The 23,617-nt window shown below is 52.8% G+C and carries 24 protein-coding genes, 1 tRNA gene and 1 other RNA gene; 14 read left to right on the top strand and 12 right to left on the bottom strand.

The features are described 5' to 3' along the window. The first annotated feature begins 2 nt into the window (after nucleotides 1–2). Nucleotides 3–563, top strand: a complete 561-nt coding sequence (locus ABIE10_RS06880; RefSeq protein WP_425135602.1) for a TetR/AcrR family transcriptional regulator — start codon at nucleotides 3–5, stop codon at nucleotides 561–563. Here the strand turns inward: ABIE10_RS06880 and ABIE10_RS06875 are convergent. After that, a complete protein-coding gene (locus ABIE10_RS06875; RefSeq protein ID WP_429155122.1) occupies nucleotides 550–1,347 on the bottom strand; it encodes an SDR family NAD(P)-dependent oxidoreductase in 798 nt (265 codons plus the stop codon). The two genes, ABIE10_RS06880 and ABIE10_RS06875, sit on opposite strands and share 14 nt — an antisense overlap. A gap of 267 nt (nucleotides 1,348–1,614) precedes the next feature. After that, the gene (locus ABIE10_RS06870; protein WP_016152406.1) at nucleotides 1,615–3,300 is read right to left on the bottom strand and encodes an aspartate:alanine antiporter; all 1,686 of its coding nucleotides are present in this window, start codon (nucleotides 3,298–3,300) and stop codon (nucleotides 1,615–1,617) included. Between the two features lie 269 nt (nucleotides 3,301–3,569). Here ABIE10_RS06870 and ABIE10_RS06865 point away from each other — a divergent pair, with 269 nt between their 5' ends. Next, nucleotides 3,570–3,950: an inner membrane protein YbjM gene (locus ABIE10_RS06865; RefSeq protein ID WP_016152407.1), complete on the top strand. Its 381-nt coding sequence runs from the start codon at nucleotides 3,570–3,572 to the stop codon at nucleotides 3,948–3,950. Nucleotides 3,951–3,984: 34 nt separating this feature from the next. On the opposite strand, the gene ABIE10_RS06860 is transcribed toward ABIE10_RS06865, so the two are convergent. Then, the gene (locus ABIE10_RS06860; RefSeq protein ID WP_016152408.1) at nucleotides 3,985–4,248 is read right to left on the bottom strand and encodes a GrxA family glutaredoxin; all 264 of its coding nucleotides are present in this window, start codon (nucleotides 4,246–4,248) and stop codon (nucleotides 3,985–3,987) included. A gap of 172 nt (nucleotides 4,249–4,420) precedes the next feature. On the opposite strand from ABIE10_RS06860, the gene ABIE10_RS06855 reads away from it, so the two are divergent. The 10 genes from ABIE10_RS06855 to rlmC all read left to right on the top strand — a co-directional run bounded on the left by ABIE10_RS06855 (nucleotide 4,421) and on the right by rlmC (nucleotide 13,286). Further along, on the top strand, nucleotides 4,421–4,711 hold the full coding sequence (locus tag ABIE10_RS06855) for a YbjC family protein (RefSeq protein ID WP_016152409.1): 291 nt from the start codon (nucleotides 4,421–4,423) through the stop codon (nucleotides 4,709–4,711). Further along, nucleotides 4,695–5,417, top strand: coding sequence for a nitroreductase NfsA (nfsA, locus tag ABIE10_RS06850; RefSeq protein ID WP_016156098.1), 723 nt, complete (start codon nucleotides 4,695–4,697; stop codon nucleotides 5,415–5,417). Before ABIE10_RS06855 ends, nfsA begins: the two co-directional genes overlap by 17 nt. A gap of 59 nt (nucleotides 5,418–5,476) precedes the next feature. Beyond that, complete coding sequence (gene rimK, locus ABIE10_RS06845) at nucleotides 5,477–6,379, top strand: 30S ribosomal protein S6--L-glutamate ligase (protein ID WP_016152412.1); 903 nt, start codon at nucleotides 5,477–5,479, stop codon at nucleotides 6,377–6,379. Between the two features lie 90 nt (nucleotides 6,380–6,469). Continuing rightward, nucleotides 6,470–6,946, top strand: a complete 477-nt coding sequence (locus ABIE10_RS06840; RefSeq protein WP_016152413.1) for a YbjN domain-containing protein — start codon at nucleotides 6,470–6,472, stop codon at nucleotides 6,944–6,946. 433 nt (nucleotides 6,947–7,379) lie between these two features. Continuing rightward, nucleotides 7,380–8,492: a spermidine/putrescine ABC transporter substrate-binding protein PotF gene (gene potF / locus ABIE10_RS06835; protein ID WP_016152414.1), complete on the top strand. Its 1,113-nt coding sequence runs from the start codon at nucleotides 7,380–7,382 to the stop codon at nucleotides 8,490–8,492. 138 nt (nucleotides 8,493–8,630) lie between these two features. Then, entirely contained in the window at nucleotides 8,631–9,764 is a 1,134-nt protein-coding gene (gene potG / locus ABIE10_RS06830) for a putrescine ABC transporter ATP-binding subunit PotG (RefSeq protein WP_016152415.1), read from the top strand. Between the two features lie 9 nt (nucleotides 9,765–9,773). Then, on the top strand, nucleotides 9,774–10,727 hold the full coding sequence (gene potH / locus ABIE10_RS06825) for a putrescine ABC transporter permease PotH (RefSeq protein WP_016152416.1): 954 nt from the start codon (nucleotides 9,774–9,776) through the stop codon (nucleotides 10,725–10,727). Then, nucleotides 10,724–11,569, top strand: a complete 846-nt coding sequence (gene potI, locus ABIE10_RS06820; protein ID WP_016152417.1) for a putrescine ABC transporter permease PotI — start codon at nucleotides 10,724–10,726, stop codon at nucleotides 11,567–11,569. Before potH ends, potI begins: the two co-directional genes overlap by 4 nt. A gap of 59 nt (nucleotides 11,570–11,628) precedes the next feature. Further along, nucleotides 11,629–12,117 (top strand): YbjO family protein, encoded by a 489-nt coding sequence (locus ABIE10_RS06815; RefSeq protein ID WP_047501197.1) that lies wholly within the window; start codon nucleotides 11,629–11,631, stop codon nucleotides 12,115–12,117. 41 nt (nucleotides 12,118–12,158) lie between these two features. After that, nucleotides 12,159–13,286 carry a 23S rRNA (uracil(747)-C(5))-methyltransferase RlmC gene (gene rlmC / locus ABIE10_RS06810; RefSeq protein ID WP_429155117.1) on the top strand — a complete coding sequence of 376 codons (1,128 nt, stop codon included), beginning with the start codon at nucleotides 12,159–12,161 and terminating at the stop codon, nucleotides 13,284–13,286. A 343-nt stretch (nucleotides 13,287–13,629) separates the two neighbouring features. Here rlmC and ABIE10_RS06805 read toward each other — a convergent pair. The 4 genes from ABIE10_RS06805 to ABIE10_RS06790 all read right to left on the bottom strand — a co-directional run bounded on the left by ABIE10_RS06805 (nucleotide 13,630) and on the right by ABIE10_RS06790 (nucleotide 15,603). Then, nucleotides 13,630–13,767, bottom strand: a non-coding RNA gene (locus ABIE10_RS06805) — RtT sRNA. A 44-nt stretch (nucleotides 13,768–13,811) separates the two neighbouring features. After that, a tRNA-Ser gene (locus tag ABIE10_RS06800) sits at nucleotides 13,812–13,899 on the bottom strand. A gap of 149 nt (nucleotides 13,900–14,048) precedes the next feature. Beyond that, complete coding sequence (locus ABIE10_RS06795) at nucleotides 14,049–14,726, bottom strand: isochorismatase family protein (protein WP_429155115.1); 678 nt, start codon at nucleotides 14,724–14,726, stop codon at nucleotides 14,049–14,051. A gap of 16 nt (nucleotides 14,727–14,742) precedes the next feature. Continuing rightward, complete coding sequence (locus ABIE10_RS06790; protein ID WP_141875031.1) at nucleotides 14,743–15,603, bottom strand: pirin family protein; 861 nt, start codon at nucleotides 15,601–15,603, stop codon at nucleotides 14,743–14,745. Between the two features lie 108 nt (nucleotides 15,604–15,711). Between ABIE10_RS06790 and ABIE10_RS06785 the strand changes: the two genes are divergently transcribed. Further along, a complete protein-coding gene (locus ABIE10_RS06785; RefSeq protein WP_016152423.1) occupies nucleotides 15,712–16,623 on the top strand; it encodes a LysR family transcriptional regulator in 912 nt (303 codons plus the stop codon). A gap of 79 nt (nucleotides 16,624–16,702) precedes the next feature. On the opposite strand, the gene infA is transcribed toward ABIE10_RS06785, so the two are convergent. From infA to trxB, 5 genes are all read right to left on the bottom strand, one after another. Further along, nucleotides 16,703–16,921, bottom strand: coding sequence for a translation initiation factor IF-1 (gene infA, locus ABIE10_RS06780; protein WP_002211347.1), 219 nt, complete (start codon nucleotides 16,919–16,921; stop codon nucleotides 16,703–16,705). A 285-nt stretch (nucleotides 16,922–17,206) separates the two neighbouring features. Further along, nucleotides 17,207–17,911: a leucyl/phenylalanyl-tRNA--protein transferase gene (gene aat / locus ABIE10_RS06775; RefSeq protein ID WP_046274664.1), complete on the bottom strand. Its 705-nt coding sequence runs from the start codon at nucleotides 17,909–17,911 to the stop codon at nucleotides 17,207–17,209. A gap of 44 nt (nucleotides 17,912–17,955) precedes the next feature. Beyond that, nucleotides 17,956–19,677, bottom strand: a complete 1,722-nt coding sequence (gene cydC / locus ABIE10_RS06770; protein WP_019076386.1) for a heme ABC transporter ATP-binding protein/permease CydC — start codon at nucleotides 19,675–19,677, stop codon at nucleotides 17,956–17,958. Beyond that, complete coding sequence (cydD, locus tag ABIE10_RS06765; RefSeq protein WP_103766088.1) at nucleotides 19,678–21,444, bottom strand: heme ABC transporter permease/ATP-binding protein CydD; 1,767 nt, start codon at nucleotides 21,442–21,444, stop codon at nucleotides 19,678–19,680. It abuts the gene before it with no gap. Between the two features lie 114 nt (nucleotides 21,445–21,558). Next, nucleotides 21,559–22,527 (bottom strand): thioredoxin-disulfide reductase, encoded by a 969-nt coding sequence (gene trxB / locus ABIE10_RS06760; RefSeq protein ID WP_016152427.1) that lies wholly within the window; start codon nucleotides 22,525–22,527, stop codon nucleotides 21,559–21,561. A 547-nt stretch (nucleotides 22,528–23,074) separates the two neighbouring features. Here trxB and lrp point away from each other — a divergent pair. After that, on the top strand, nucleotides 23,075–23,569 hold the full coding sequence (lrp, locus tag ABIE10_RS06755; protein WP_002439523.1) for a leucine-responsive transcriptional regulator Lrp: 495 nt from the start codon (nucleotides 23,075–23,077) through the stop codon (nucleotides 23,567–23,569). Nucleotides 23,570–23,617 lie beyond the last annotated feature (48 nt).

The raw sequence follows: 23,617 nt of genomic DNA, 5'->3' as shown, positions 1-23,617 counted from the left end.
CAGTGCGACGTGCGAACGATCCGCAGCGGCGGGAAAAAATAGTTCAGGCGACTCTGGATGCGGTAATAGTCCATGGTATTCATGCGGTTACACATCGGAAGATTGCGACAATTGCTCAGGTGCCCTTGGGTTCTATGACCTATTACTTTTCGGGAATTGATGAGCTTTTAATGGAGGCATTTGACCGTTTTACTGACAGGATGATGCTGCAGTATCAGGCTTTTTTTGCCGACGTTGCGGATGCGTCGCAGGCTTGCCATGCGATTACCGATATGATTTACAGCTCCCAGGTCACGACACCCGATAACATGGAACTCATGTATCAGCTGTATGCCTTCGCCAGCCGTAAACCGGCACTAAAAACGGTGATGCAAAACTGGATGTTACGCAGCCAACAAACGCTGGAGCAGTGGTTTGCTCCGGTTACGGCGCGGGCGCTGGATGCGTTTATTGAAGGGATGACGCTGCATTTTGTCACGGACAAAAAACCGCTGCGGCGAGAAGATATCTTGCTGATGGTGGAGCGTATTGCGGGGTTGCCCGCGACGGTCAGCTGTGCGTAGCGCCGCCGGTAATATTCACCACCGTTGCGGTGATTGCTCCGGCATGGTCTGAAGCCAGAAAGGTCATTACCTCAGCGATTTGTGCAAGCGTAGGCAGGCGCCCAAGCATGGTACTTTGCGCCGCACCAGCTAACCATTGTGCGACGGTTATACCCATTGACTGCGCTTTAGCGGTAAAAATCTCCCCGGTATAGGAACCGGCCTGAACGGCATCCACAATCGCATGCGAGCGCACGCCGACGACCCGAACATTCGCCGGCCCCAGTTCGCTGGCAAGCGCTTTAATAAAGGCCTCTGTTCCCGCACAGCCGACGATGTGTCCCAGATGGCCAGGCATCGCCATCGGGGCCGCGGGCGCAACAACGGTGAGAATGACGCCCGCACGATTGCCGCCCATGTGTGGTGTTACGGCTTTTGCGATATTGAACTGCGCCGAGAGGAAAGGGGTGATACCGCTCATAAACTCAGAAAGGGATAACGCCTCGATGCGTTTGCCCTGTTCATGCATAAAGCCGGTTGCGTTAACCGCCACATCTATTCCACCGGTTTGCTGCGCAAGCTGAGTAACTTGTTTTGAGGTGCCGTATTCGTCGAGTACATCGGTGACAAAGGTTTCGACGGCACCGCCCGCGGTTCGAATGCTACTGGCCGCCCAATCCAGCTTTTCCTGACTACGCGCGCCCAGATACACATGGGCGCCTTCACGCGCCATAGCATGCGCAACTGCACTGCCTATAGCGCCGCTGCCTCCGAAGATTACCGCGACTTTGCCTGCGAGTAACATAACACCCCCCATTACCATTTGGCTCTGACTAAAAGTATGTGTCATAACCAGCATGCTGCAAATGTGAGAGAGTTTCGGGGGAGGGAGTCAGCGAACGCAAAATTCAGGCAACAAAAAACCCATCAACCTTGAACCAAAACGGCGGGGTTGATGGGCTCCACAAATTGGGGACATCAAAGAAAAGCAGTGGCAATAGTTATGACTGACGTCTTGAAGAAAAGTTCTGCTTACCTGCAAAAAATTTTCGTTTAAGAGTAAATTTCAGCGCTAACCAAGCCCAGGCCAGACAATGACGATGAGTGTCCCCGCTAATGTCAGCAGTACGTTGGCAATTGCGTAGGTCCCGGCATAGCCTAATGCGGGGATGTTGCTGCGTGCCGTATCGCTGATGATTTCCATTGCCGGAGCGCAGGTACGCGCGCCCATCATGGCGCCAAAAAGCAGGGCGCGGTTCATGCGCAATACGTAAGCACCGAATAAGAAACAGATGACAACCGGCACCAGGCTGACAACCAGGCCGGCAATCAGCATTTGACCACCCACGGCGCCAAGGCCATTGCCAATGCCGCTGCCCGCGCTTAAACCGACGCCTGCCATAAATACCATCAGGCCAAACTCTTTGACCATGTTCAGCGCCCCCTGTGGGATATAGCCAAACGTTGGATGGTTGGCACGCAGGAAGCCCAGCATGATCCCAGCGAACAGCAGTCCAGCCGCATTCCCGATGCCGAAGCTGAAATTACTGAACTGGAAGGTGATCATCCCGATCATCAGACCGATGATAAAGAAGGCGCAGAAGGCCAGCAGATCGGTCACCTGACTGTGAATGGAAATGAAGCCGATACGATCGGCAATGGTTTTGACGCGGCGAGCATCCCCACTGACCTGCAGCACGTCGCCTTTATTAAGCACGACGTTATCATCGATAGGCATTTCAATCTGGCTACGGATCACGCGGTTGAGGAAACAGCCGTGATCGGTCAGCTTCAACTGGGCCAGACGGCGGCCAACGGCATTGTGATTTTTCACCACAATCTCCTCAGTAACGATGCGCATATCGAGGAGATCGCGATCGAACACCTCTTTACCATTACGGAAGCTGGGATCGAGGCGGGCATGCGCATCTGGATAACCCACGAGGGCTATCTCATCGCCCATTTGCAGTACCGCGTCGCCATCCGGATTGGCCAGAATGCCGTTGCGACGGATGCGTTCAATGTAACAACCGGTCTGGCGATAGATACCCAGCTCGCGCAGATTTTTGCCATCGGCCCATGCCACCAGTTCCGGGCCAACGCGATAGGCACGAATTACCGGCAGATAAACCTTACGGTTGGCATCAGTGTCCAGACCTCGTTCACGTGCGATTTGTTGGGCGCTGGTTTGCAGATCCTGATGCTGAAGTTTCGGCAGGTAGCGCGCGCCAACTATCAGACTGACCAAACCAATCAAATAGGTGAGCGCATAACCGAGGCTCAGGTTATCGAGGGCGGTTGAAAGCGATGTCCCCGACATTCCGGAATGGCGCAAGGTGTCACCCGCGCCGACCAGCACCGGCGTTGAGGTCATCGAGCCGGCCAGCATACCTGCCGTCAGGCCGATGTCCCAGCCAAATAGCTTACCCAGCCCCAGGGCGATCAGCATGGCGCTGCCGACCATCACCAGAGCAAGCATTAGATAATTTTTCCCATCGCGAAAAAAAATCGAAAAAAAGTTGGGACCGGCTTCGACGCCGACACAAAAAATAAACAGCATAAAGCCGAGATTTAATGCATCGGTGTTAATACTAAAGTGCTGTTGACCTAATAATAGGGACACCACTAAAACGCCAATGGAATTACCGAGTTGGACTGAACCCAGACGTAATTTACCCAGACACAGGCCCAGTGCCAGGACCACAAATAATAACAGGATGTAATTCCCATTTAACAAATCTGCGACGTTTATATTCACGGAGACTAACTTCTTGTTTACTAGTAAGCTATTGAAAGAAATGGCAATTTACGCTAATGTTTTTGCCAGAAATTAAGGGGCGGCAGCTTCGTACACAGCCCCGAATAATGCAGCATAACAATATATACGGTTAGTTTAATCTCATTACGTATCAACGGCTATAAGAATCGTGTGAGTGTGTTTTTGGCATGGAATGCCTGGTTACTTTATCTGACTGGACGCCTGCGGGCGAAAAGAGTGTTCGATAGAGAATGTGTCAGGAGGAACAATTGAAACATAAGCAAAGTTGGGCGGGTGCGGTCTGCTGCTTTGTGCTCTTTATTGTGGTGTGTCTTTCATTAACGCTGAACGTGAAAGGGGCATTCAGAGCGGCAGGGCATCCTGAGGTCGGATTGTTGTTTTTTATCCTGCCTGGTGCTGCAGCAAGCTTTTTCTCCCATCGTCGGGAGGTGCTCAAACCCCTTCTTGGTGCCATGTTGGCGGCGCCGTGCTGTCTGTTACTGATGCGGTTCGTTTTTATGCCGACGCGTTCATTGTGGCAAGAGCTGGCGTGGTTGTTTAGTGCGGTGTTTTGGTGCGCGCTTGGCGCATTGTGTTTTTTGTTTATCAGCAACTTGTTCAATCAGCATCATCGACGGAAAAAGAACTGAAGACGCCCTCCAGCGGAGGGCGTAGAAACGGCGATCAGGCGAACAGATTCATGTTCTCTTTTGCCCACGCTTCAAAATCCGTGCAGCCGCCGATGTGTTTTTGATCAACAAAAATCTGCGGAACGGTTTCAACTGGCTTACCTACCGTCTTTTCCAGATCGGCTTTCGTAATACCTTCGGCATGGATATCAATGTAGCGGAAGTTAAAATCGTCATGCTCATTGCTTAATTTTTCTGCTAATTCTTTTGCGCGCACGCAATACGGGCACCCTGGGCGACCAAAAATAACGGCAAACATCTCTCTCTCCTCGAACTTATCAGGCCGGATGGCAATACTTGTTATGATGCCGCGATTTGTGACGGATGAAAAGCAGGTTCAGCCTGTTGCTTTGATATCCTCAAGCTATAACTGTTAAACACGACAAGCCGGAACGTTTTATAATGATAGCCATTTCGCCGGGAGGCCGCTTATGCGCACAATTGGTGCATTACCCAAAAGCGTATTGATGCTGGAAATAATCGGGATGGTTTTGTTATCGCTGGCGCTGCTATCGCTTAACGATTACCTCACTTTACCCGCACCGCTTGGCAGTCCGTTAGCCTGCGTGGTGATGATATTTCTGGGGGTGCTGCTGATGCTTCCCGCCGCAGTGGTATTAACGTGGCGTATTGCTCAACTGGTTGCGCCGCAGCTGATGTCACGAACCCCCGGTGATTCTTCACGTTCAGACAGAGAAAAAAGAGATGACGCCAACCATTGATTTACTTCGTAGCCACCGTTCCATTCGCCATTTCACCGATGATGCCATTTCGGATGCGCAGCGGGAGGCGATTATTGCCGCCGCTCAGGGGACCTCAAGCTCCAGTTTTTTACAATGCACAACCATCGTTCGCATAACGGATAACGCACTGCGCGAATCACTGGCTACTTTATCCGGCGGACAAAAACATGTGGCGCAGGCCGCCGAGTTCTGGGTGTTTTGCGCTGACTTTAATCGCCATTTGCAGATTTGCCCTGACGCGCAACTCGGGCTGGCGGAACAGCTGCTACTGGGCGTTGTTGATACCGCGATGATGGCGCAAAATGCGCTGACGGCGGCAGAGTCTTTGGGGCTTGGCGGCGTGTTTATTGGCGGTCTGCGAAATAACATTGAGCCGGTCACTGAACTGCTGAAGCTTCCGCAACATGTTCTGCCGCTGTTTGGGCTGTGCCTCGGCTGGCCTGCTGATAACCCGGATATCAAGCCGCGACTGCCAGCGTCACTTGTGGTGCACGAAAATCAGTATCAGCCACTCAACAAAGACGTTTTATCGCAATATGATGAGCAGCTCGCGCAGTACTATCTGACCCGCGGGAGCAATACGCGCCGTGACACCTGGAGCGACCATATTCGCCGCACCATCATTAAAGAAAGTCGTCCCTTTATCCTGGAATATTTGCATAAACAGGGATGGGCTACGCGCTAAAGATTTTAACGCAGTGTATGATACGCCAGCTTTTACCAGGTCATTCAGAGAGGTGCAGGGTGAAAATTGCCATTTTGTCCCGGGACGGAACGCTCTATTCTTGTAAGCGCCTGCGTGAAGCGGCGATGCAGCGTGGTCACCTGGTTGAAATTATCGATCCCCTTTCTTGCTATATGAACATCAGCCCGGCGGCGTCCTCAATTCATTATAAGGGCCGCCAGCTTCCTCATTTCGATGCAGTGATCCCAAGGATTGGTTCAGCGATTACCTTTTACGGTACTGCGGCGTTGCGCCAGTTTGAGATGCTGGGTAGCTATCCGCTGAATGAGTCGGTAGCAATTACGCGTGCGCGCGATAAGCTGCGTTCGCTGCAGTTGCTGGCGCGTCAGGGAATCGATTTACCCATCACCGGGATTGCTCACTCTCCGGACGATACCAGCGACATGATTGACATGGTTGGCGGCGCGCCGCTGGTGGTGAAACTGGTTGAAGGTACGCAGGGGATCGGCGTGGTACTGGCGGAAACGCGGCAGGCCGCAGAAAGCGTGGTGGATGCCTTTCGTGGGTTGAATGCCCATATTCTGGTTCAGGAATATATCAAAGAAGCGAAAGGGCGAGATATTCGCTGTTTCGTGGTCGGTGACGAGGTGGTGGCCGCCATTGAGCGCCGGGCCAAAGAAGGTGATTTTCGTTCTAATCTCCATCGCGGTGGGGTTGCCACTATTGCGAATATCACGCCGCGCGAAAGGGAAATTGCGCTCAAAGCCGCTCAGACAATGGGTCTGGACGTTGCTGGCGTTGATATTCTGCGTGCTGAACGTGGGCCGCTGGTCATGGAGGTCAACGCTTCTCCTGGCCTGGAAGGGGTGGAGAAAACTACCGGAATAGACATTGCCGGCAAGATGATCCAGTGGATTGAGCGTCACGCTACGCCTGAATTTTGCCTTAAAATCGGCGGCTAAGCACAATATCGATTGCGATCGTAGTATGACACGCTCTTTTTGCGTAAGCTGTGCCGGTATTTTTTTCATCAATAGAGGTCGCACATTATTATGACATCACTGGTCGTTCCCACTCTGGATACGTTGCGTCAATGGCTCGACGACCTGGGCATGAGTTTTTTTGAATGCGATACCTGTCAGGCGCTGCATTTGCCGCACATGCAGAATTTTGACGGCATCTTTGATGCAAAAGTTGATTTGGTCGATAACGTCATTCTGTTTTCGGCGATGGCAGAAGTCAGACCTTCTGCACTACTGCCGCTGGCCGCCGATCTGTCTGCGATTAACGCCAGTTCACTGACGGTGAAAGCCTTTCTGGATATGCAGGATGATAATCTGCCAAAGCTGGTGGTCTGCCAGTCTTTATCCGTTATCCCGGGCGTGACGTTTGAGCAGTTCGAATATTTTGTTCGCCAGAGTGAAGAGCAAATATCGATGGTGATCCTTGAGGCCGGTGCGCATCAGCTGTTATTTAACGCTGAAGAAGATGCGCAAAACAGCAACGCCGAAGTTCATTTCCTCCATTAATTCTTCCTGAATCTGGACATATATTGCGCAGCCGCTGCCAAAGCGGTTGCGTATTGCCTGTTTTTATTCTGCATTTAACCGTTCATTAAAGAATTATTCACTTCCATTCAGCGCCTTCCGCTGTATGTCATAGACAATTCATGCATAAAAAATTGATAAAAGACGTTTTTTAATCTGGGCTATATCCACAAATCCTGGCTAAAGTTATTCTTGCGAAGCTGATCAACGTCATCATTCAAACAGCCCCTTGTGGCCTGACCTGTGGCCACAATGCATATTGAATGCATGGGGGGATACCAGCGCGCAATAGCGGCGTGAGGAGAGGCCTCTCTTTTCATGGGTGCCGCTTGAAAGAATATGCACGTTTCTTGCATATCATTAGAGTGTGACATTTTTGTTCGTTTGTTAACGAACCTTCAGAAGGAAAGAGATTATGACCGCCTTAAATAAACGATGGTTACCAGGCCTGGTTGCGGGTGCTCTGATGGCCATCTCTGCTGGCACGCTCGCTGCTGAACAAAAAACGCTGCATATTTATAACTGGTCTGATTATATTGCCCCGGATACGGTAGCTAATTTTGAAAAAGAGACCGGAATTAAAGTTATTTATGACGTATTTGATTCCAATGAAGTGCTGGAAGGTAAGCTCATGGCTGGCAGTACCGGCTTTGACCTTGTCGTTCCATCCGCCAGTTTCCTTGAGCGTCAACTGACCGCGGGCGTCTTCCAGCCGCTGGATAAGAGCAAATTGCCTGGATGGAAAAACCTCGATCCTGAGCTGCTGAAGCTGGTGGGTAAACACGATCCGGACAACAAGTTTGCGATGCCGTATATGTGGGCAACAACCGGTATTGGCTATAACGTGGATAAAGTGAAAGCGGTACTGGGGCCGGATGCGCCGGTTAATAGCTGGGATCTGATCCTCAAGCCAGAAAATCTGGAAAAACTCAAAAGCTGCGGCGTCTCTTTCCTCGACGCGCCCGAAGAAGTGTTTGCCACCGTGCTGAATTATTTGGGTAAAGATCCAAACAGTACCAAAGCGGATGATTACACCGGACCAGCAACCGATCTGCTGTTGAAACTGCGCCCAAATATTCGCTACTTCCACTCCTCGCAGTACATTAACGACCTGGCAAACGGTGATACCTGCGTGGCGATTGGCTGGGCCGGGGATGTATGGCAGGCGGCAAACCGGGCGAAAGAAGCGAAAAATGGCGTCAATATTTCCTTCTCAATTCCTAAGGAAGGTGCGATGGCCTTCTTTGATGTGTTCGCGATGCCAGCCGATGCGAAAAACAAAGACGAAGCCTATCAGTTCCTCAACTACCTGCTGCGCCCTGATGTAATTGCGCATATTTCTGACCACGTGTTCTATGCCAATGCCAACAAAGAAGCGACAGCACTGGTCAGCCAGGACGTTCGCGACAACCCGGGCATTTACCCGCCTGCCGATGTTCGCGCCAAGCTGTTCACGCTGAAAGTACAGGATCCGAAGATCGACCGTGTACGTACTCGCGCCTGGACGAAGGTAAAAAGCGGGAAATAACCCGATGTACGGGACGTGACCCGGCAGGATTTACGCCTGCCGGGCAGTGTTGATCCCGGACACATATAACCCGGCAATACGCACCACCGTGGTGCGTTATTTGCACCGTTTCTTTGTTTTATGCCGGAGAGCGCCTAATTGAATGATGCAACCCCACGCCCACAAGCGAAAATCCGCAAGGCGCTGACCCCGCTGCTTGAAATTCGCAACCTGACCAAGTCCTTTGACGGTCAGCACGCCGTTGATGACGTCAATCTTACTATCTATAAAGGCGAAATATTTGCTCTGCTCGGGGCGTCCGGCTGCGGTAAATCGACCCTGTTGCGGATGCTGGCGGGATTTGAACAGCCAACAACCGGGCAAATTATGCTTGATGGCGTCGATTTAGCGCATGTCCCGCCTTATCTGCGTCCGATTAATATGATGTTTCAGTCCTATGCCTTGTTTCCGCACATGACGGTAGAGCAGAACATTGCCTTTGGTCTCAAGCAGGACAAGCTGCCAAAGGCTGAAATCGCCAGCCGGGTGAGTGAGATGCTGGGCCTCGTGCATATGCAGGAGTTCGCCAAACGTAAGCCGCATCAGCTTTCTGGCGGTCAGCGTCAGCGCGTGGCGTTGGCGCGTAGCCTGGCGAAACGCCCGAAGCTGCTGCTGTTGGATGAACCGATGGGGGCGCTGGATAAAAAGCTCCGTGACCGCATGCAACTGGAAGTGGTGGATATCCTTGAACGTGTCGGCGTGACCTGCGTGATGGTGACGCACGATCAGGAAGAAGCCATGACGATGGCGGGCCGCATTGCGATCATGAACCGTGGCAAATTTGTCCAGATCGGCGAGCCTGAAGAGATCTACGAGCATCCGACTACGCGTTACAGTGCAGAATTTATCGGTTCGGTTAACGTCTTTGAAGGACTGCTGAAAGAACGTCAGGAAGATGGTCTGGTTATTGAGTCTCCAGGACTGGTACATCCGCTGAAAGTGGACGCAGACGCTTCCGTTGTCGATAACGTCCCGGTGTATGTTGCGCTGCGCCCGGAAAAAATCATGCTCTGCGAAGCCCCTCCGCCAGAGGGATATAACTTCGCGGTAGGCGAAGTGGTGCACATTGCCTATCTGGGTGATTTGTCGGTGTACCACGTACGCTTGAAAAGTGGCCAGATGCTGAGCGCTCAGTTACAAAATGAACATCGTTATCGCAAGGGATTACCAACCTGGGGTGACGAAGTCCGTTTATGTTGGGATGCGGACAGCTGTGTGGTGTTGACGGTTTAAGGAGCGAAGATGAGTACACTTGAACCTCCGGCGCGCGTGGATAACGTGGGGCGTTTCACGCTGTTTATGTCGCGGCTGCAAATGAAGCACGGGCGCAAGCTGGTCATCGCGCTGCCGTATGTGTGGCTGATGCTCCTGTTTCTGCTGCCGTTTCTGATCGTCTTCAAAATCAGTTTGGCTGAAATGGCGCGGGCTATTCCGCCGTATACCGACCTCATTTCATGGGCTGACGATCAGTTATCCATCACCCTCAATTTAGGCAATTTCCTGCAACTGACGGACGATCCGCTCTATTTTGATGCGTATCTGCAATCTTTGCAGGTAGCGGGGATTTCGACTGTCTGTTGCCTGCTGTTGGGATATCCGCTGGCATGGGCGGTCGCGCACAGCAAACCCTCGACACGCAATATTCTGTTGCTGCTGGTGATCCTGCCGTCCTGGACGTCATTTTTGATTCGCGTATACGCCTGGATGGGGATCCTGAAAAATAACGGTGTCCTGAACAACGTTTTGATGTGGCTGGGCGTTATCGACCAACCGTTGACGATTCTGCACACCAATCTGGCGGTCTATATCGGTATTGTTTACGCCTATTTGCCCTTTATGGTGCTGCCGATTTATACCGCGCTGACGCGTATTGATTACTCGCTGGTGGAAGCGGCACTGGATTTAGGCGCCCGACCATTGAAAACCTTCTTTAGCGTGATCGTGCCGTTGACCAAGGGCGGGATTATCGCCGGGTCAATGCTGGTGTTTATCCCGGCGGTTGGAGAGTTTGTGATCCCGGAACTGCTGGGCGGCCCGGACAGCATCATGATTGGGCGCGTGCTTTGGCAGGAGTTTTTCAATAACCGAGACTGGCCGGTGGCTTCTGCCGTCGCCATTATTATGCTGCTGTTACTGATTGTGCCGATCATGTGGTTCCATAAATATCAGCAAAAAAGCGTGGGGGAACACGGATGAATAACTTACCGGTCGTTCGCTCGCCGTGGCGTATTTTTATCCTGGTACTGGGTTTTACCTTCCTGTACGCGCCGATGCTGATGTTGGTTATCTATTCGTTTAACAGCTCCAAGCTGGTGACGGTCTGGGCGGGGTGGTCAACGCGTTGGTATGGTGAGCTTTTCCACGATAGCGCGATGATAAGCGCCGTCGGCATGAGCTTAACGATTGCCGCCTGCGCTGCGACGATGGCGGCAATTCTCGGTACCATCGCCGCCGTGGTGATGGTGCGCTTTGGTCGTTTTCGTGGATCAAATGGTTTCGCCTTTATGATCACCGCACCGCTGGTGATGCCGGATGTCATTACCGGTTTGTCGCTGCTGCTGCTGTTTGTGGCTTTGGCGCACGCCATCGGCTGGCCAGCGGATCGCGGTATGTTGACCATCTGGCTGGCGCACGTCACATTCTGTACAGCGTACGTGGCGGTAGTGATTTCCTCGCGTTTACGCGAACTGGATCACTCCATTGAGGAAGCGGCGATGGATCTTGGTGCCACGCCGCTGAAGGTTTTTTTCGTCATCACGCTGCCGATGATTATGCCGGCGGTGATCTCTGGGTGGTTACTGGCCTTTACGCTGTCGCTCGATGACCTGGTCATTGCCAGTTTTGTCTCTGGTCCTGGCGCCACAACGTTACCCATGCTGGTGTTCTCCAGCGTACGTATGGGGGTCAATCCGGAGATCAACGCGCTGGCGACGTTGATACTTGGCGTAGTAGGAATTATCGGATTTATCGCGTGGTATCTGATGGCGCGAACAGAAAAACAACGGATTCGCGATATCCAACGTGCAAGACGCGGCTGAAAAAACTAAAATCTGCCAACCTGTCTATACGGCGCAGCTGCGGTGGCTGCGCCGTTTTCATGGAAGACGACGCGTTGGGATTTTTTAAGAAATCATCCACATCACATGCCCGTTTAAACGTCCCTACTTTAGTGCAGGTGGCGGCGCTGGCTATTATCATGATCCGCTGTCTCGATCTGTTGATGATTTTTAATACGCTCGGGTTTCGCGGAACCAGCGAGTTTATTCATCGCAGCGTCCAGACCTGGAATTTGACGCTGGTGTTTCTGGGTAGCCTGGTGCTGCTGTTTATCGAAATTTACTGCGCATTTTCGCTGGTTAAAGGTCGGAACTGGGCACGCTGGGTCTATCTACTGACCCAGATTATCGCCAGCTTCTATCTGTGGGCGGCCTCATTGGGCTATGGATATCCGGAACTGTTCAGTATTGCGGGAGAGTCCAGACGTGAAATCCTGCATACGCTGGTGATGCAAAAATTACCGGATATGCTGGTGTTGCTACTGCTGTTTGTTCCTGCGTCCAGCAGGCGGTTCTTCCGCTTGCAATAACGTGTATAATCTTCGCCCCCTGTTAATTTGTAGGTTTTTGTATGCAGTGCGCACTTTATGACGCCGAACGCTGCCGCTCTTGTCAGTGGATAACGCAGCCTGTCGCCGATCAACTCTTCGCCAAAACAGCCGATCTGCAGAATCTGCTGGCCGATTATCCGGTCGGAGAATGGTGCGCGCCGGTCAGCGGCCCGGAGAACGCTTTTCGTAATAAAGCCAAAATGGTGGTCAGCGGCAGCGTGGAAAAACCGCTGCTGGGGATGCTGCATCGTGACGGTACGCCGGAGGATTTGTGCGAGTGTCCGCTCTATCCTGAGTCTTTTGCGCCGGTGTTTGCCGCACTAAAACCGTTTATCGCCCGTGCGGGGTTGACGCCCTATAACGTGGCGCGCAAACGCGGGGAGCTGAAATATCTGCTGTTAACGGAAAGCCGGTTTGATGGCGGTATGATGCTGCGTTTTGTTCTGCGCTCCGATGCGAAACTGGCACAACTGCGTACGGCGCTGCCATGGTTACAGGCCCAGCTTCCGCAGTTAAAAGTGATCACCGCCAATATTCAACCTGTGCATATGGCGATTATGGAAGGGGAGAGCGAAATCTTCCTGACGGAACAACAGGCGCTGGCTGAACGCTTTAACGATGTGCCATTGTGGATACGCCCACAGAGCTTCTTCCAGACCAACCCCGTGGTGGCTGGGCATTTATATGCCACGGCGCGCGATTGGGTGCGACAGCTTCCGGTTAATCACATGTGGGATCTGTTTTGCGGCGTAGGGGGTTTTGGTTTGCACTGCGCCACGCCGCAGATGAAACTGACGGGTATTGAAATTGCGCCAGAGGCCATTACCTGTGCGAAACAGTCGGCGCAGGAGCTTGGGTTGCAGAATCTGCATTTTCAGGCGCTGGATTCAACCCAGTTTGCTACCGCGCAGGGAGAAGTGCCGGACCTGGTACTGGTGAATCCGCCTCGTCGGGGGATTGGGAAGCCGCTGTGCGATTTTCTGTCCCGCATGGCGCCGCGTTTTATCGTTTACTCCAGCTGTAATGCACAAACCATGGCAAAGGATATCCGCGAGTTGCCTGGATATCGCATTGAACGCGTCCAACTTTTTGATATGTTCCCACATACCGCGCATTACGAAGTGTTAACACTGCTCAGCCGACAATAACCGACATGCCTGATGGCGCTACGCTTATCAGGCAAATGCAACATGCGAAAAAAAAGCCCGTACTTACGTACGAGCTCTTTCTCGAATATGGCGGTGAGGGGGGGATTGACTCGCTTCGCTCGCCCTTCGGGCAGCTTGTTCGCTGCGCTCTCAGTCTGTCCAACTGGCTGCGCCGCTACTCGGCCCATCCCTGGGCCTCGCCCCTACGGGGCCAGCGCCTGCACTGTTCAAAATTGCTCCCGGCAATTTTGTGTCGACCCCCGGTCGGGGCTTCTCATCCCCCCGCAGGCGTGCAACATGCGAAAAAAAAGCCCGTACTTACGTACGAGCTCTTTCTCAAATATGGCGGTGAGGGGGGGGATTGACTCGCTTCGCTCGCCCTTCGGGCAGCCTGTTCGCTGCGCTCTCAGTCTGTCCAACTGGCTGCGCCAGTGGTCGAACCCCGGTCGGGGCTTCTCATCCCCCCGCAGGCGTGCAACATGCGAAAAAAAAGCCCGTACTTACGTACGAGCTCTTTCTCGAATATGGCGGTGAGGGGGGGATTCGAACCCCCGATACGTTGCCGTATACACACTTTCCAGGCGTGCTCCTTCAGCCACTCGGACACCTCACCATATTGTATTGCTGCCTGACCGCTTGGGGGGCAACGGGGCGCTACTATAGGGAGTTGCGCTAAAACGGTCAAGCAGAATTTACGTGTTAACTCTCGTTTGGTTACGCAATGTACATATTCCTCCGCCCGGACAGGCGCGGAGAATATGATTAGTGCTGCGAGTCCAGTTTTTCGCCGTTGGTCACGACTTCCTGGGCCTTGCTATAGCTCTCGATCAGCAACTGATAAGCCGGGAAGATTTTGGTATACACTTCCGCCCATTCAGCGGCGTCTTCACGGTTCCATGTTCCCTGAATTTCAGAAGCGACGGCGGCGGTATCCATCGGTATCACGCCAGCCTGAACAACACGTGCCAGGGTGATTTCCTGCGCCATTTTGCTGTAAGTACCGGAGGCGTCGATCACTGCGAAGACCTTGTAGCCCTCCGCAACCGCGCTGATGGCCGGGAAAGCCATGCACACGCTGGTGATCGTACCGGCGATAATCAGCGTCTTACGACCCGTAGCTTTGACCGCTTTCACGAAGTCTTCGTTATCCCAGGCGTTGATTTCGCCTTTACGTGCTACATATTGGGCATGTGGCGCATTGGCATGGATCTCTGGGATCAACGGGCCGTTAGGCCCCTGCGGTACCGATGCCGTGGTAATTACCGGCATCTTCGCCAGGGTTGCGATTTTAGCCAGCGCGGCGGCACGCGCACGCAGTTCCGGCATTGGCATATCGCCGACGGTCTGGAACAGCCCACTCTGATGATCGATAAGCAGCATGACGGAATCATTCACATCGATGACCGGACGTGAACCATTAAAGTTTGCAGGACTGGACATATTCTTCTCCTTCGATTCAGATTTGGCCAAAGCGGCCGGCGTTAAAATCGCGGACGGCTTCAGCGATTTCTTGTTTCGTATTCATCACAAACGGACCGTAACCTACAATCGGCTCGTTCAATGGTTCGCCAGACAGCAGCAGCACGCTGGCGTCGCTGGTGGCTTCAATGTGTAGCGTTTTCCCCTGCTGGCTTAGCACTACCAGTTGTGCTTCGCCGGCAGGCGTGGTGCCGTTTACGGTGATATTCCCTTTTAATACCACCAGAGCGGTGCTCCACCCTTCAGACTGGGACAACGTCAGCGGATGATTACGTTGCAGGCGCATATCCCAGACGTTCAGCGGTGAAAAGGTGTGTGCCGGGCCTTTCGTATCCTGATAGCTGCCCGCGATCACGCGAACGCTGCCTGCATCATCGGGCAAGGCGACGGTGGGAATAACATCGCTGCTGATGCCCTGATAACCCGGTACGGCCATTTTGTCTTTTGCCGGCAGATTGACCCACAGTTGCACCATTTCCAGTTCACCGCCCTGACGGGTAAATTCCGGGGAGTGGAACTCTTCGTGTAATATTCCTGCACCAGCGGTCATCCACTGCACATCGCCAGGGCCGATAATGCCGCCGCGACCGGTTGAATCACGGTGTTCAACTTCGCCGCTGTAAACGATAGTCACCGTCTCAAAACCGCGGTGAGGGTGTTCACCTACGCCGCGTTTTTCGTTACCCGGCGTGAACGTATGCGGACCCGCGTAATCAAGCAGCAGGAACGGGCTTAATTGCTCAGCATGAGACTGGTAAGAGAACATCGAGCGAACCGGAAATCCATCGCCAACCCAGTGTGGGCGAGGTGCGGTGTAGACGCCTGTTACTTGTTTCATATGTGTCTCCTCAGTGGCGTTGTTTTGATGTGAATAAGCTTATATTCATGACAGCGAGCTGAGTAGTAGCTAAAATAGCTCTCACTGTCTCAAAAATAGGACAATGAAATGACAAGGCCGGATCTCAATGATTTTGCATGGTTTGTGCATGTTGTAGAGGAAGGGGGATTCGCGGCGGCGGGTCGGGCGCTTGATGAACCAAAATCAAAACTGAGCCGACGAATAGCGCAACTCGAAGAGAGACTGGGGGTACGACTGATTCAGCGAACCACCCGGCAATTTAACGTGACTGAAGTCGGGCAAACCTTTTATGAACACTGTAAGGCGATGCTGGTGGAGGCGCAGGCGGCGCAGGATGCCATTGCCGCGTTACAGGTCGAACCGCGTGGCGTTGTGAAGCTGACTTGTCCTGTTACGTTGCTGCATGTGCATATCGGGCCAATGCTTGCCCGTTTTATGGCACGTTATCCTGACGTATCAGTACAACTGGAGGCCACGAACCGTCGTGTTGACGTCGTTGGAGAAGGCCTAGATGTGGCGATTCGCGTCAGACCTCGGCCATTTGAGGATAGCGACCTGGTGATGCGCGTCCTGGCGGACAGAGGACATCGCTTGTATGCCAGCCCGCAGTTAATTGAGCAGATGGGGGCGCTACACTCTCCGGCAGAGCTGACCCGTTGGCCAGGTTTGAGTCTGGCCTCTGGTAAACATGTGCATCGTTGGGAGTTATTCGGCCCGCAGGGCGCGCGGGCGGAGGTGCATTTCACGCCGCGTATGATCACCACCGATATGCTGGCGTTACGCGAAGCCGCAGTCGCCGGCGTAGGTGTTGTTCAACTTCCACAGTTGATGGTAAAAGATCAATTAGCTGCGGGTGAGTTGGTGGCGTTGCTCGACGGTTGGGAACCTAAGCGAGAAATTATTCACGCAGTCTTTCCATCACGCAGGGGATTATTACCGTCAGTGCGCGCATTAGTGGATTTCTTAACGGAAGAATATGCGCGGATGATTGAGGATTAAATACCAGGCTTCAGCCCACAAAAAAGGCCGGTTAAACCGACCTTTTATTATCTGGACGCCATTCGGGCGTTAAAAACAATCAGCGACTACGGAAGACAATGCGGCCTTTGCTCAGGTCGTACGGGGTCAGCTCAACAGTCACTTTGTCGCCCGTCAGGATGCGGATATAGTTTTTACGCATTTTACCGGAGATGTGTGCAGTAACCACGTGACCGTTTTCTAACTCTACGCGGAACATGGTATTAGGTAACGTATCGAGAACGGTACCCTGCATTTCAATATTGTCTTCTTTGGCCATCTAATCCTCTGGGGTATCACTACCGTAATTTGAACCGGCAAGATAATGCCGAAGTTCTTTTAATAAGTAAAGATTTGTGCGTTTAAAACACAGCAAATCGGGTTTGGCGCATTACTCTATCCACACACGGCAAAGCCGCACTTAAAGCGCAACGTGTAAGGGAACGAGGAGATAAACGATAGGCGTTGCCTGACGCGAACTGTTCCTTAACGGCGGCGGGGTAATGGGCTAAACCAACTCTGCGCGACAATTATAACACCCCGACAAAAAATGTGCCGAAAACATTCACTCCTGAGGTGAAAATAACATCCTGGGAATCCAGAAATGGCTCGGTAGCCGCTGCTGGCGCAGTCTGCTCAGGTGCTCAAGGTACTCCCGACGCGGTGTTTCGACGGCGCCCAGCGAGGCTGTGTGGCTATTTAATACCTGGCAGTCGATTAATTTTCCGCCCTGACGGATAAATTCAGCGCAAAAAACAAGCAGTGCGGTTTTCGACGCATTTTCCTGACGGCTGAACATCGATTCGCCACAAAACAGCGTACCTTGCGCCACGCCATACATACCGCCCACTAATTCATTTTGTCGCCACACCTCAATTGAGTGGGCATGCCCCAGTTCGTGCAGCCGATGGTAAGCATCCACCACATCATGCGTTATCCAGGTGCCCTCTTCCCGGTCATTCGCGCAGCCTTCAATCACCTGACCAAACGCGTAATTGAGCGTCACGCGATAAGGCGAATTTTTATGAAAGCGTTTCATGCTACGGCTGAGGTGAAATTTCTCGGGCCAAAGAATGGCGCGCGGATCGGGCGACCACCAAAGGATGGGGTCGCCAGGTGAAAACCATGGGAAAATACCGCGCTGATAAGCCATCAGCAGGCGGGCAGGGCTGAGATCGCCGCCAAGCGCCAACAAACCGTTAGGCTCGCGTAAAGCGCCTTCCGGTGACGGGAAGGCTATGGAATGGCGGGACAGTTGCACCAGGCGCATGACAGCGAAACTCCACTACGCGAGTTTGATCGTTCAATAATAGCTTACAGACGTTGCTTAAACTGGTAATAACGCCCCTGCCTGGCTAACAGATCTGCGTGATTACCTTGCTCAATAATTTGTCCGTTGTCCATTACTATTATTTGATCAAAACGTGACAGCCCACGCAGACGATGTGTAACCATTAATACGGTTTTGTTGCGCATGACATCGCTAATTAATTCAAGCATTTGACTTTCCGTTGTGGCATCCAACCCTTCGGTAGGTTCATCCAGTAGCATCAGCGGAGCATCGTGCAATAAGGCGCGGGCGATAGCCAGACGACGGAGCTCGCCGCCAGAAAGCTGACGACCGCCTTCGCCCAGCCATGCGTTGAGTCCATCATCCTCAAGCAGTTTGTCCAGACCGACGCGGCACAACATCGCGGCTAATGCGTCATCGCCGGCGTGCGGTGCCGCCAGCAACAGGTTATCGCGAAGCGTAGCGCTGAACAGATGCACGCGCTGTGGCACGACGCTGATACTCTGGCGCAGCGTGGCTTCACTAAGGGTCGCAATCGGCTGTTCGTTAATCAGGATCTCGCCACTCTGCGGATCCCATGCGCGGGTTAGCAATTGCAATAACGTTGACTTACCACAGCCGGTGCGACCGAGAATCGCAATGTGTTCACCGGGGTTGGCCTGCAGGGAAAGTGTATCGAGCGCCTTTTGCGCCTGTCCTGGATAGCTGAATGACACATCGCGTAGCGTAAGGGTTACCTGCTCTGAAACCGAGGAACCCGCATCCGGGAAGGTCACTTCTGGCTGCTGTTCGGTCAGTTCGGTGATGCGCAGCGCAGAGGCAATAACCTGGCCGAGATGCTGAAACGCGCCGGTGACAGGCGCTAACGCTTCGAACGCGGCTAGTGCACAGAAGACAAACAGCGCGATCAGTGCGCCTGGCTGGGTGTTACCGCCCACGCCGCCTGAGGCCATCCATAGCATCATAATCACTGCCAGCGCGCCGACTAACAGCATGACTGCCTGCGACAACGCCGTTAATTCAGACTGGCGTCTCTGGGCTTCGTGCCACTGCAGCTCGGTGGCTTCCATTTGAGCGCGGTAGCGTTCACTGGCGCCAAAAATGGTCAATTCAGCCTGGCCCTGTAGCCAGGAGGTTAACTGCTGACGATATTGCCCACGCAGATGCGTCAGACTTTGTCCGGTGCTTTTGCCTGCCTGATAAAAGAGTGGGGGCAGAATAAATAAGGTTAGCAGCATAATACCGCCGAGGGTGATAGCCAGCGTGAAATCGAGAACGCTTAGCCCCAGCGTGACCACCATGATGACGACAAAAGCCCCTACCAGCGGGGAGATCACGCGCAAGTACAGATGATCGAGCGTGTCGACATCAGCCACCACGCGGTTAAGTAATTCACCCTGTCCATAACGGGACAGGCCCGCAGGAGAGAGCGGCAGTAGTTTGCTGAAGGTATAAATACGCAAATGCTGCAGCACACGGAACGTTGCGTCATGGCTGACCAGTCGTTCGAAATAACGCCCCGCGGTGCGGGTGATCGCTGCGCCGCGTACGCCTGCGGCAGGGAGCATATAGTTAAAGCTGTAAATTCCGGTGACGCCAACCACCGCAGAAGCCGACAGGAACCACCCTGAAAGCGTCAGCAAACCAATACTTGCCAGCAGCGTGACGATCGCCAGAACGATCCCCAGCGTTAACATCCATTTGTGACGTTTATACAGCGTCAGATAAGGTAGCAAAGCGCGCATTTAGATGTCCTCCTGACGATGAGCCAGTAATGTCGCAAAAGCCCCGTTGGCTGAGCTAAGTTCGGTCCAGGTACCTTGTTCAACGATCTGTCCGTCCTGCATCACCCAGATAGCGTCCCAGTCGGCAAGATCTTCCAACTGGTGCGTTACCATCAGCGTGGTCTGGCGGCGAGATGCCGCGTTCAACGCCTGCATCACGCGTTGTTCGCTGTGCGCATCAAGGCTGGCGGCGGGTTCGTCCAGCAGCAGTAACTGACAGGGATTGAGTAAGGCGCGAGCAACGGCAACGCGCTGCGCTTGCCCGACGGAAAGTCGGGCCGCCTGATCGCCGACTGGCGTATCCACGCCCTGCGGCAGCAGCGGTAAAAACTCGCTGACCCAGGCGCTGTCGAGTGCGGCTTGTAGCTGTTCTTCGCTGGCATCGGGGCGCGCCAGCAGAACGTTTTCGCGTAACGTGGCGGCAGGAAGCTGCGGATTTTGCCCGACCCATGACAGTTGTTTACGCCAGGAATCAGGTGACAGGTCGCGAAGTTCAAAGCCGTTAATTCGCAGCGATCCCCGATAAGAGAGGAAACCGGACAGGACATTAAGCAGCGAACTTTTACCGGAACCGCTGCGTCCAACCAGCACTGCGCGTTGACCGGCTGCCAGGGTAAAGTTGAGCGGGCCGGCCAGCACTTTACCTTCCGGCGAAGTGATAATCAGTTCGTGTGCCTCAATTGAAACGGCGTCTTTCGTCGCCAGCTCAATGTCGCCACGTTCTGGATGAGCCAGCGGGGTTTCCATGAAAGTTTTCAGACTATCAGCTGCACCAACGGCTTGCGCTTTGGCGTGATAAAACGTGCCCAGATCGCGCAGGGGCTGGAAAAACTCCGGCGCCAGAATGAGCGCGAGGAAGCCTGCTGCCAGCGTGACGCCCGTCCCGTAGTGGCCGAAATCGAGCTCTCCGAGGTAGGAAAAACCGAAGTAAACCGCCACCAGCGCAATAGACAGAGAGGTAAAGAACTCAAGGACACCGGATGACAGGAACGCCAGGCGCAGGACTTCCATGGTGCGCTGGCGGAAATCTTGCGACGCAGCGCGGATGCTTTCCGTTTCGGCTTCACCGCGACCAAATATTCTTAGTGTTTCCATGCCCCGCAGACGATCGAGGAAATGACCGCTGAGGCGGGCAAGAGCCTGAAAATTGCGGCGGTTAGCATCGGCAGCGCCCATTCCGACCATTGCCATAAATAACGGGATCAGCGGGGCTGTTCCGAGCAGAATAAGGGCGGCTACCCAGTTTGACGGGAATACCGCCGCCACAATCAATAATGGGACGCATACGGCCAGCGCCATTTGCGGCAGATAACGTGCATAGTAATCATGCATATCGTCAATCTGCTCCAGGATCAGCGTGGCCCAGCTCCCGGCCGGTTTGCCCTGTATCCAGGCCGGACCAGCCTGTTGCAGACGGTCAAGCACCTGGCGGCGAATTTCGAAGCGAATATGTTGCCCTGCGTGAAACCCGACCCGTTCGCGTAACCAGACGACCCATGCCCGCAGGATGAAAATCAATACCAACACGATGAACGGAAGCAGTAGCGCCTCTCGGGGAATATTGGCCATGATCATATGGTCCAGAATGCGGGCCATGAGCCAGGCCTGAGCGACGATTAACAGACCACTCACGAACCCCAACAGGCGTGAAATGTTCAGCCATCGTTGGGAAATTACACTTTGCTGTTTTAACCAGCGGGTCAGCTCTTTTTGACGGGTTTTATTCATTGCACGCTTAGCAGGTGAGTTATTGGAATTTTTGGGCAGGGCAATGTTACAACGAGGCAAAAATAAAGGCGACTTATAGTCGCCTTTTTTACTTTTGTTACTGATTTGTAAAACTTATTTGCAAGCGTCCGCCAGACCGTCGAGATAACGTTCTGCATCGAGCGCGGCCATACAGCCTGTGCCCGCAGAGGTGATCGCCTGGCGATAAATATGATCCATTACGTCACCGGCTGCGAAGACCCCCGGAATGCTGGTTTGTGTGGCATTACCGTGAATACCGGACTGAACTTTGATGTAGCCGTTTTCCAGTTCAAGCTGACCGTCGAAAATGGCCGTATTCGGGCTGTGACCGATAGCGACAAACAATCCGGCAACGTCAAGTGACTCCACATTGTCAGTGTTTTGCGTATCACGCAGGCGCAGCCCGGTTACGCCCATTTGATCGCCGGTTACTTCTTCCAGCGTGCGGTGGGTGTGCAGCACGATGTTGCCGTTTTCAACTTTATCCATTAAACGCTTGATGAGAATTTTCTCTGCGCGGAAACTGTCGCGACGGTGAATCAAATGCACTTCAGATGCGATATTCGCCAGATACAGCGCTTCTTCAACCGCAGTGTTGCCACCGCCAATCACCGCAACTTTTTGGTTACGGTAGAAGAAACCGTCGCAGGTCGCGCAGGCGGAAACGCCGCGGCCTTTGAATGCTTCTTCTGAAGGCAGGCCCAGGTAACGTGCTGAAGCGCCGGTAGCGATGATCAGTGCGTCACAGGTGTACTCTCCACTATCGCCGGTCAGACGGAAAGGGCGGTTTTGCAGATCAACTTTGCTGATGTGATCAAAAATGATTTCTGTATCAAATTTGGTCGCATGTTCGTGCATACGCTCCATCAGCAGCGGGCCAGTGAGATCGTGCGGATCGCCAGGCCAGTTTTCCACTTCTGTTGTTGTGGTCAGTTGACCACCTTTTTCCATACCGGTAATCAGTACCGGTTGCAGGTTAGCGCGTGCAGCGTAGACCGCAGCGGTATATCCCGCAGGGCCTGAGCCCAGAATAAGAAGTTTACTGTGTTTGGTTGCGCCCATGAGATCCCCATAGTTGTTGGCAGGCAATGAGCAGGATTGTAGGGAATTTACAGGCGTAAAAAAAGAGTATGGCGATTTTGTTAACAATTTGTGTAATAGCAGAAACCGATGAGCGGGGGAATAAGTCGTAATACTATAACGATTTCTACTAAAAATCGGTCAGTTATAAGGTGATAAAATGACGATTTTCCATCACTACGAATGAATAACTGGCATGTTGTACTAAAAATCGATGTTTTGCTTTGACAATCACCTGCTGTTTTGCGAAAACAGTCAAGGAAGAAAAAAAATGTGTCATGTATGTGCTGCATAATCATGCATGTAGTTACCATGTTTACCGTGTTAGCGAAATCTACGCATGGTGTGGACAGATGCCATTCGTGATGTCGATAGCCGCCGACAGGCAACGGTCTTCTCACCATAAGCCCAGGCATTACAAACCGAAAATCCCTCTGGGTTGCGGTTTATTTTGATGGGTAGCGACTCTGAACAGTGATGTTGGTAGAGTCAGGCAGGAGTAGGGAAGGAATACAGAGAGACAATAATAATGGTAGATAGTAAGAAGCGCCCTGGCAAAGATCTCGACCGTATCGATCGTAACATTCTTAATGAGCTGCAAAAGGATGGGCGTATTTCTAACGTCGAGCTTTCTAAACGTGTGGGACTTTCACCAACGCCCTGCCTTGAGCGTGTGCGTCGGTTGGAAAGACAGGGTTTTATTCAGGGCTATACAGCGCTGTTAAACCCGCATTATCTGGATGCATCACTTCTGGTTTTTGTTGAGATTACTCTGAATCGTGGCGCCCCGGATGTGTTTGAGCAATTTAACTCTGCAGTACAAAAACTTGAAGAAATTCAAGAGTGTCATTTGGTTTCCGGTGATTTCGACTATTTGTTGAAAACACGCGTACCGGATATGTCGGCGTACCGTAAGCTGTTGGGGGAAACCCTGCTGCGTCTGCCGGGCGTGAATGACACACGTACTTATGTCGTAATGGAAGAAGTCAAACAGAGCAATCGTCTGGTAATTAAGACGCGCTAACACGGAACAGGTGCAAAATCGACGCAGTTTGATTACACTCCTGTTAAT

Origin of the sequence: Citrobacter sp. 506 (assembly GCF_050434985.1) — a bacterium.
Classification (GTDB): Bacteria; Pseudomonadota; Gammaproteobacteria; order Enterobacterales; family Enterobacteriaceae; genus Citrobacter; species Citrobacter braakii.
The sequence above is the reverse complement of the archived record's forward strand: the minus strand, read 5'-3'. Positions and strand labels throughout refer to the sequence as shown.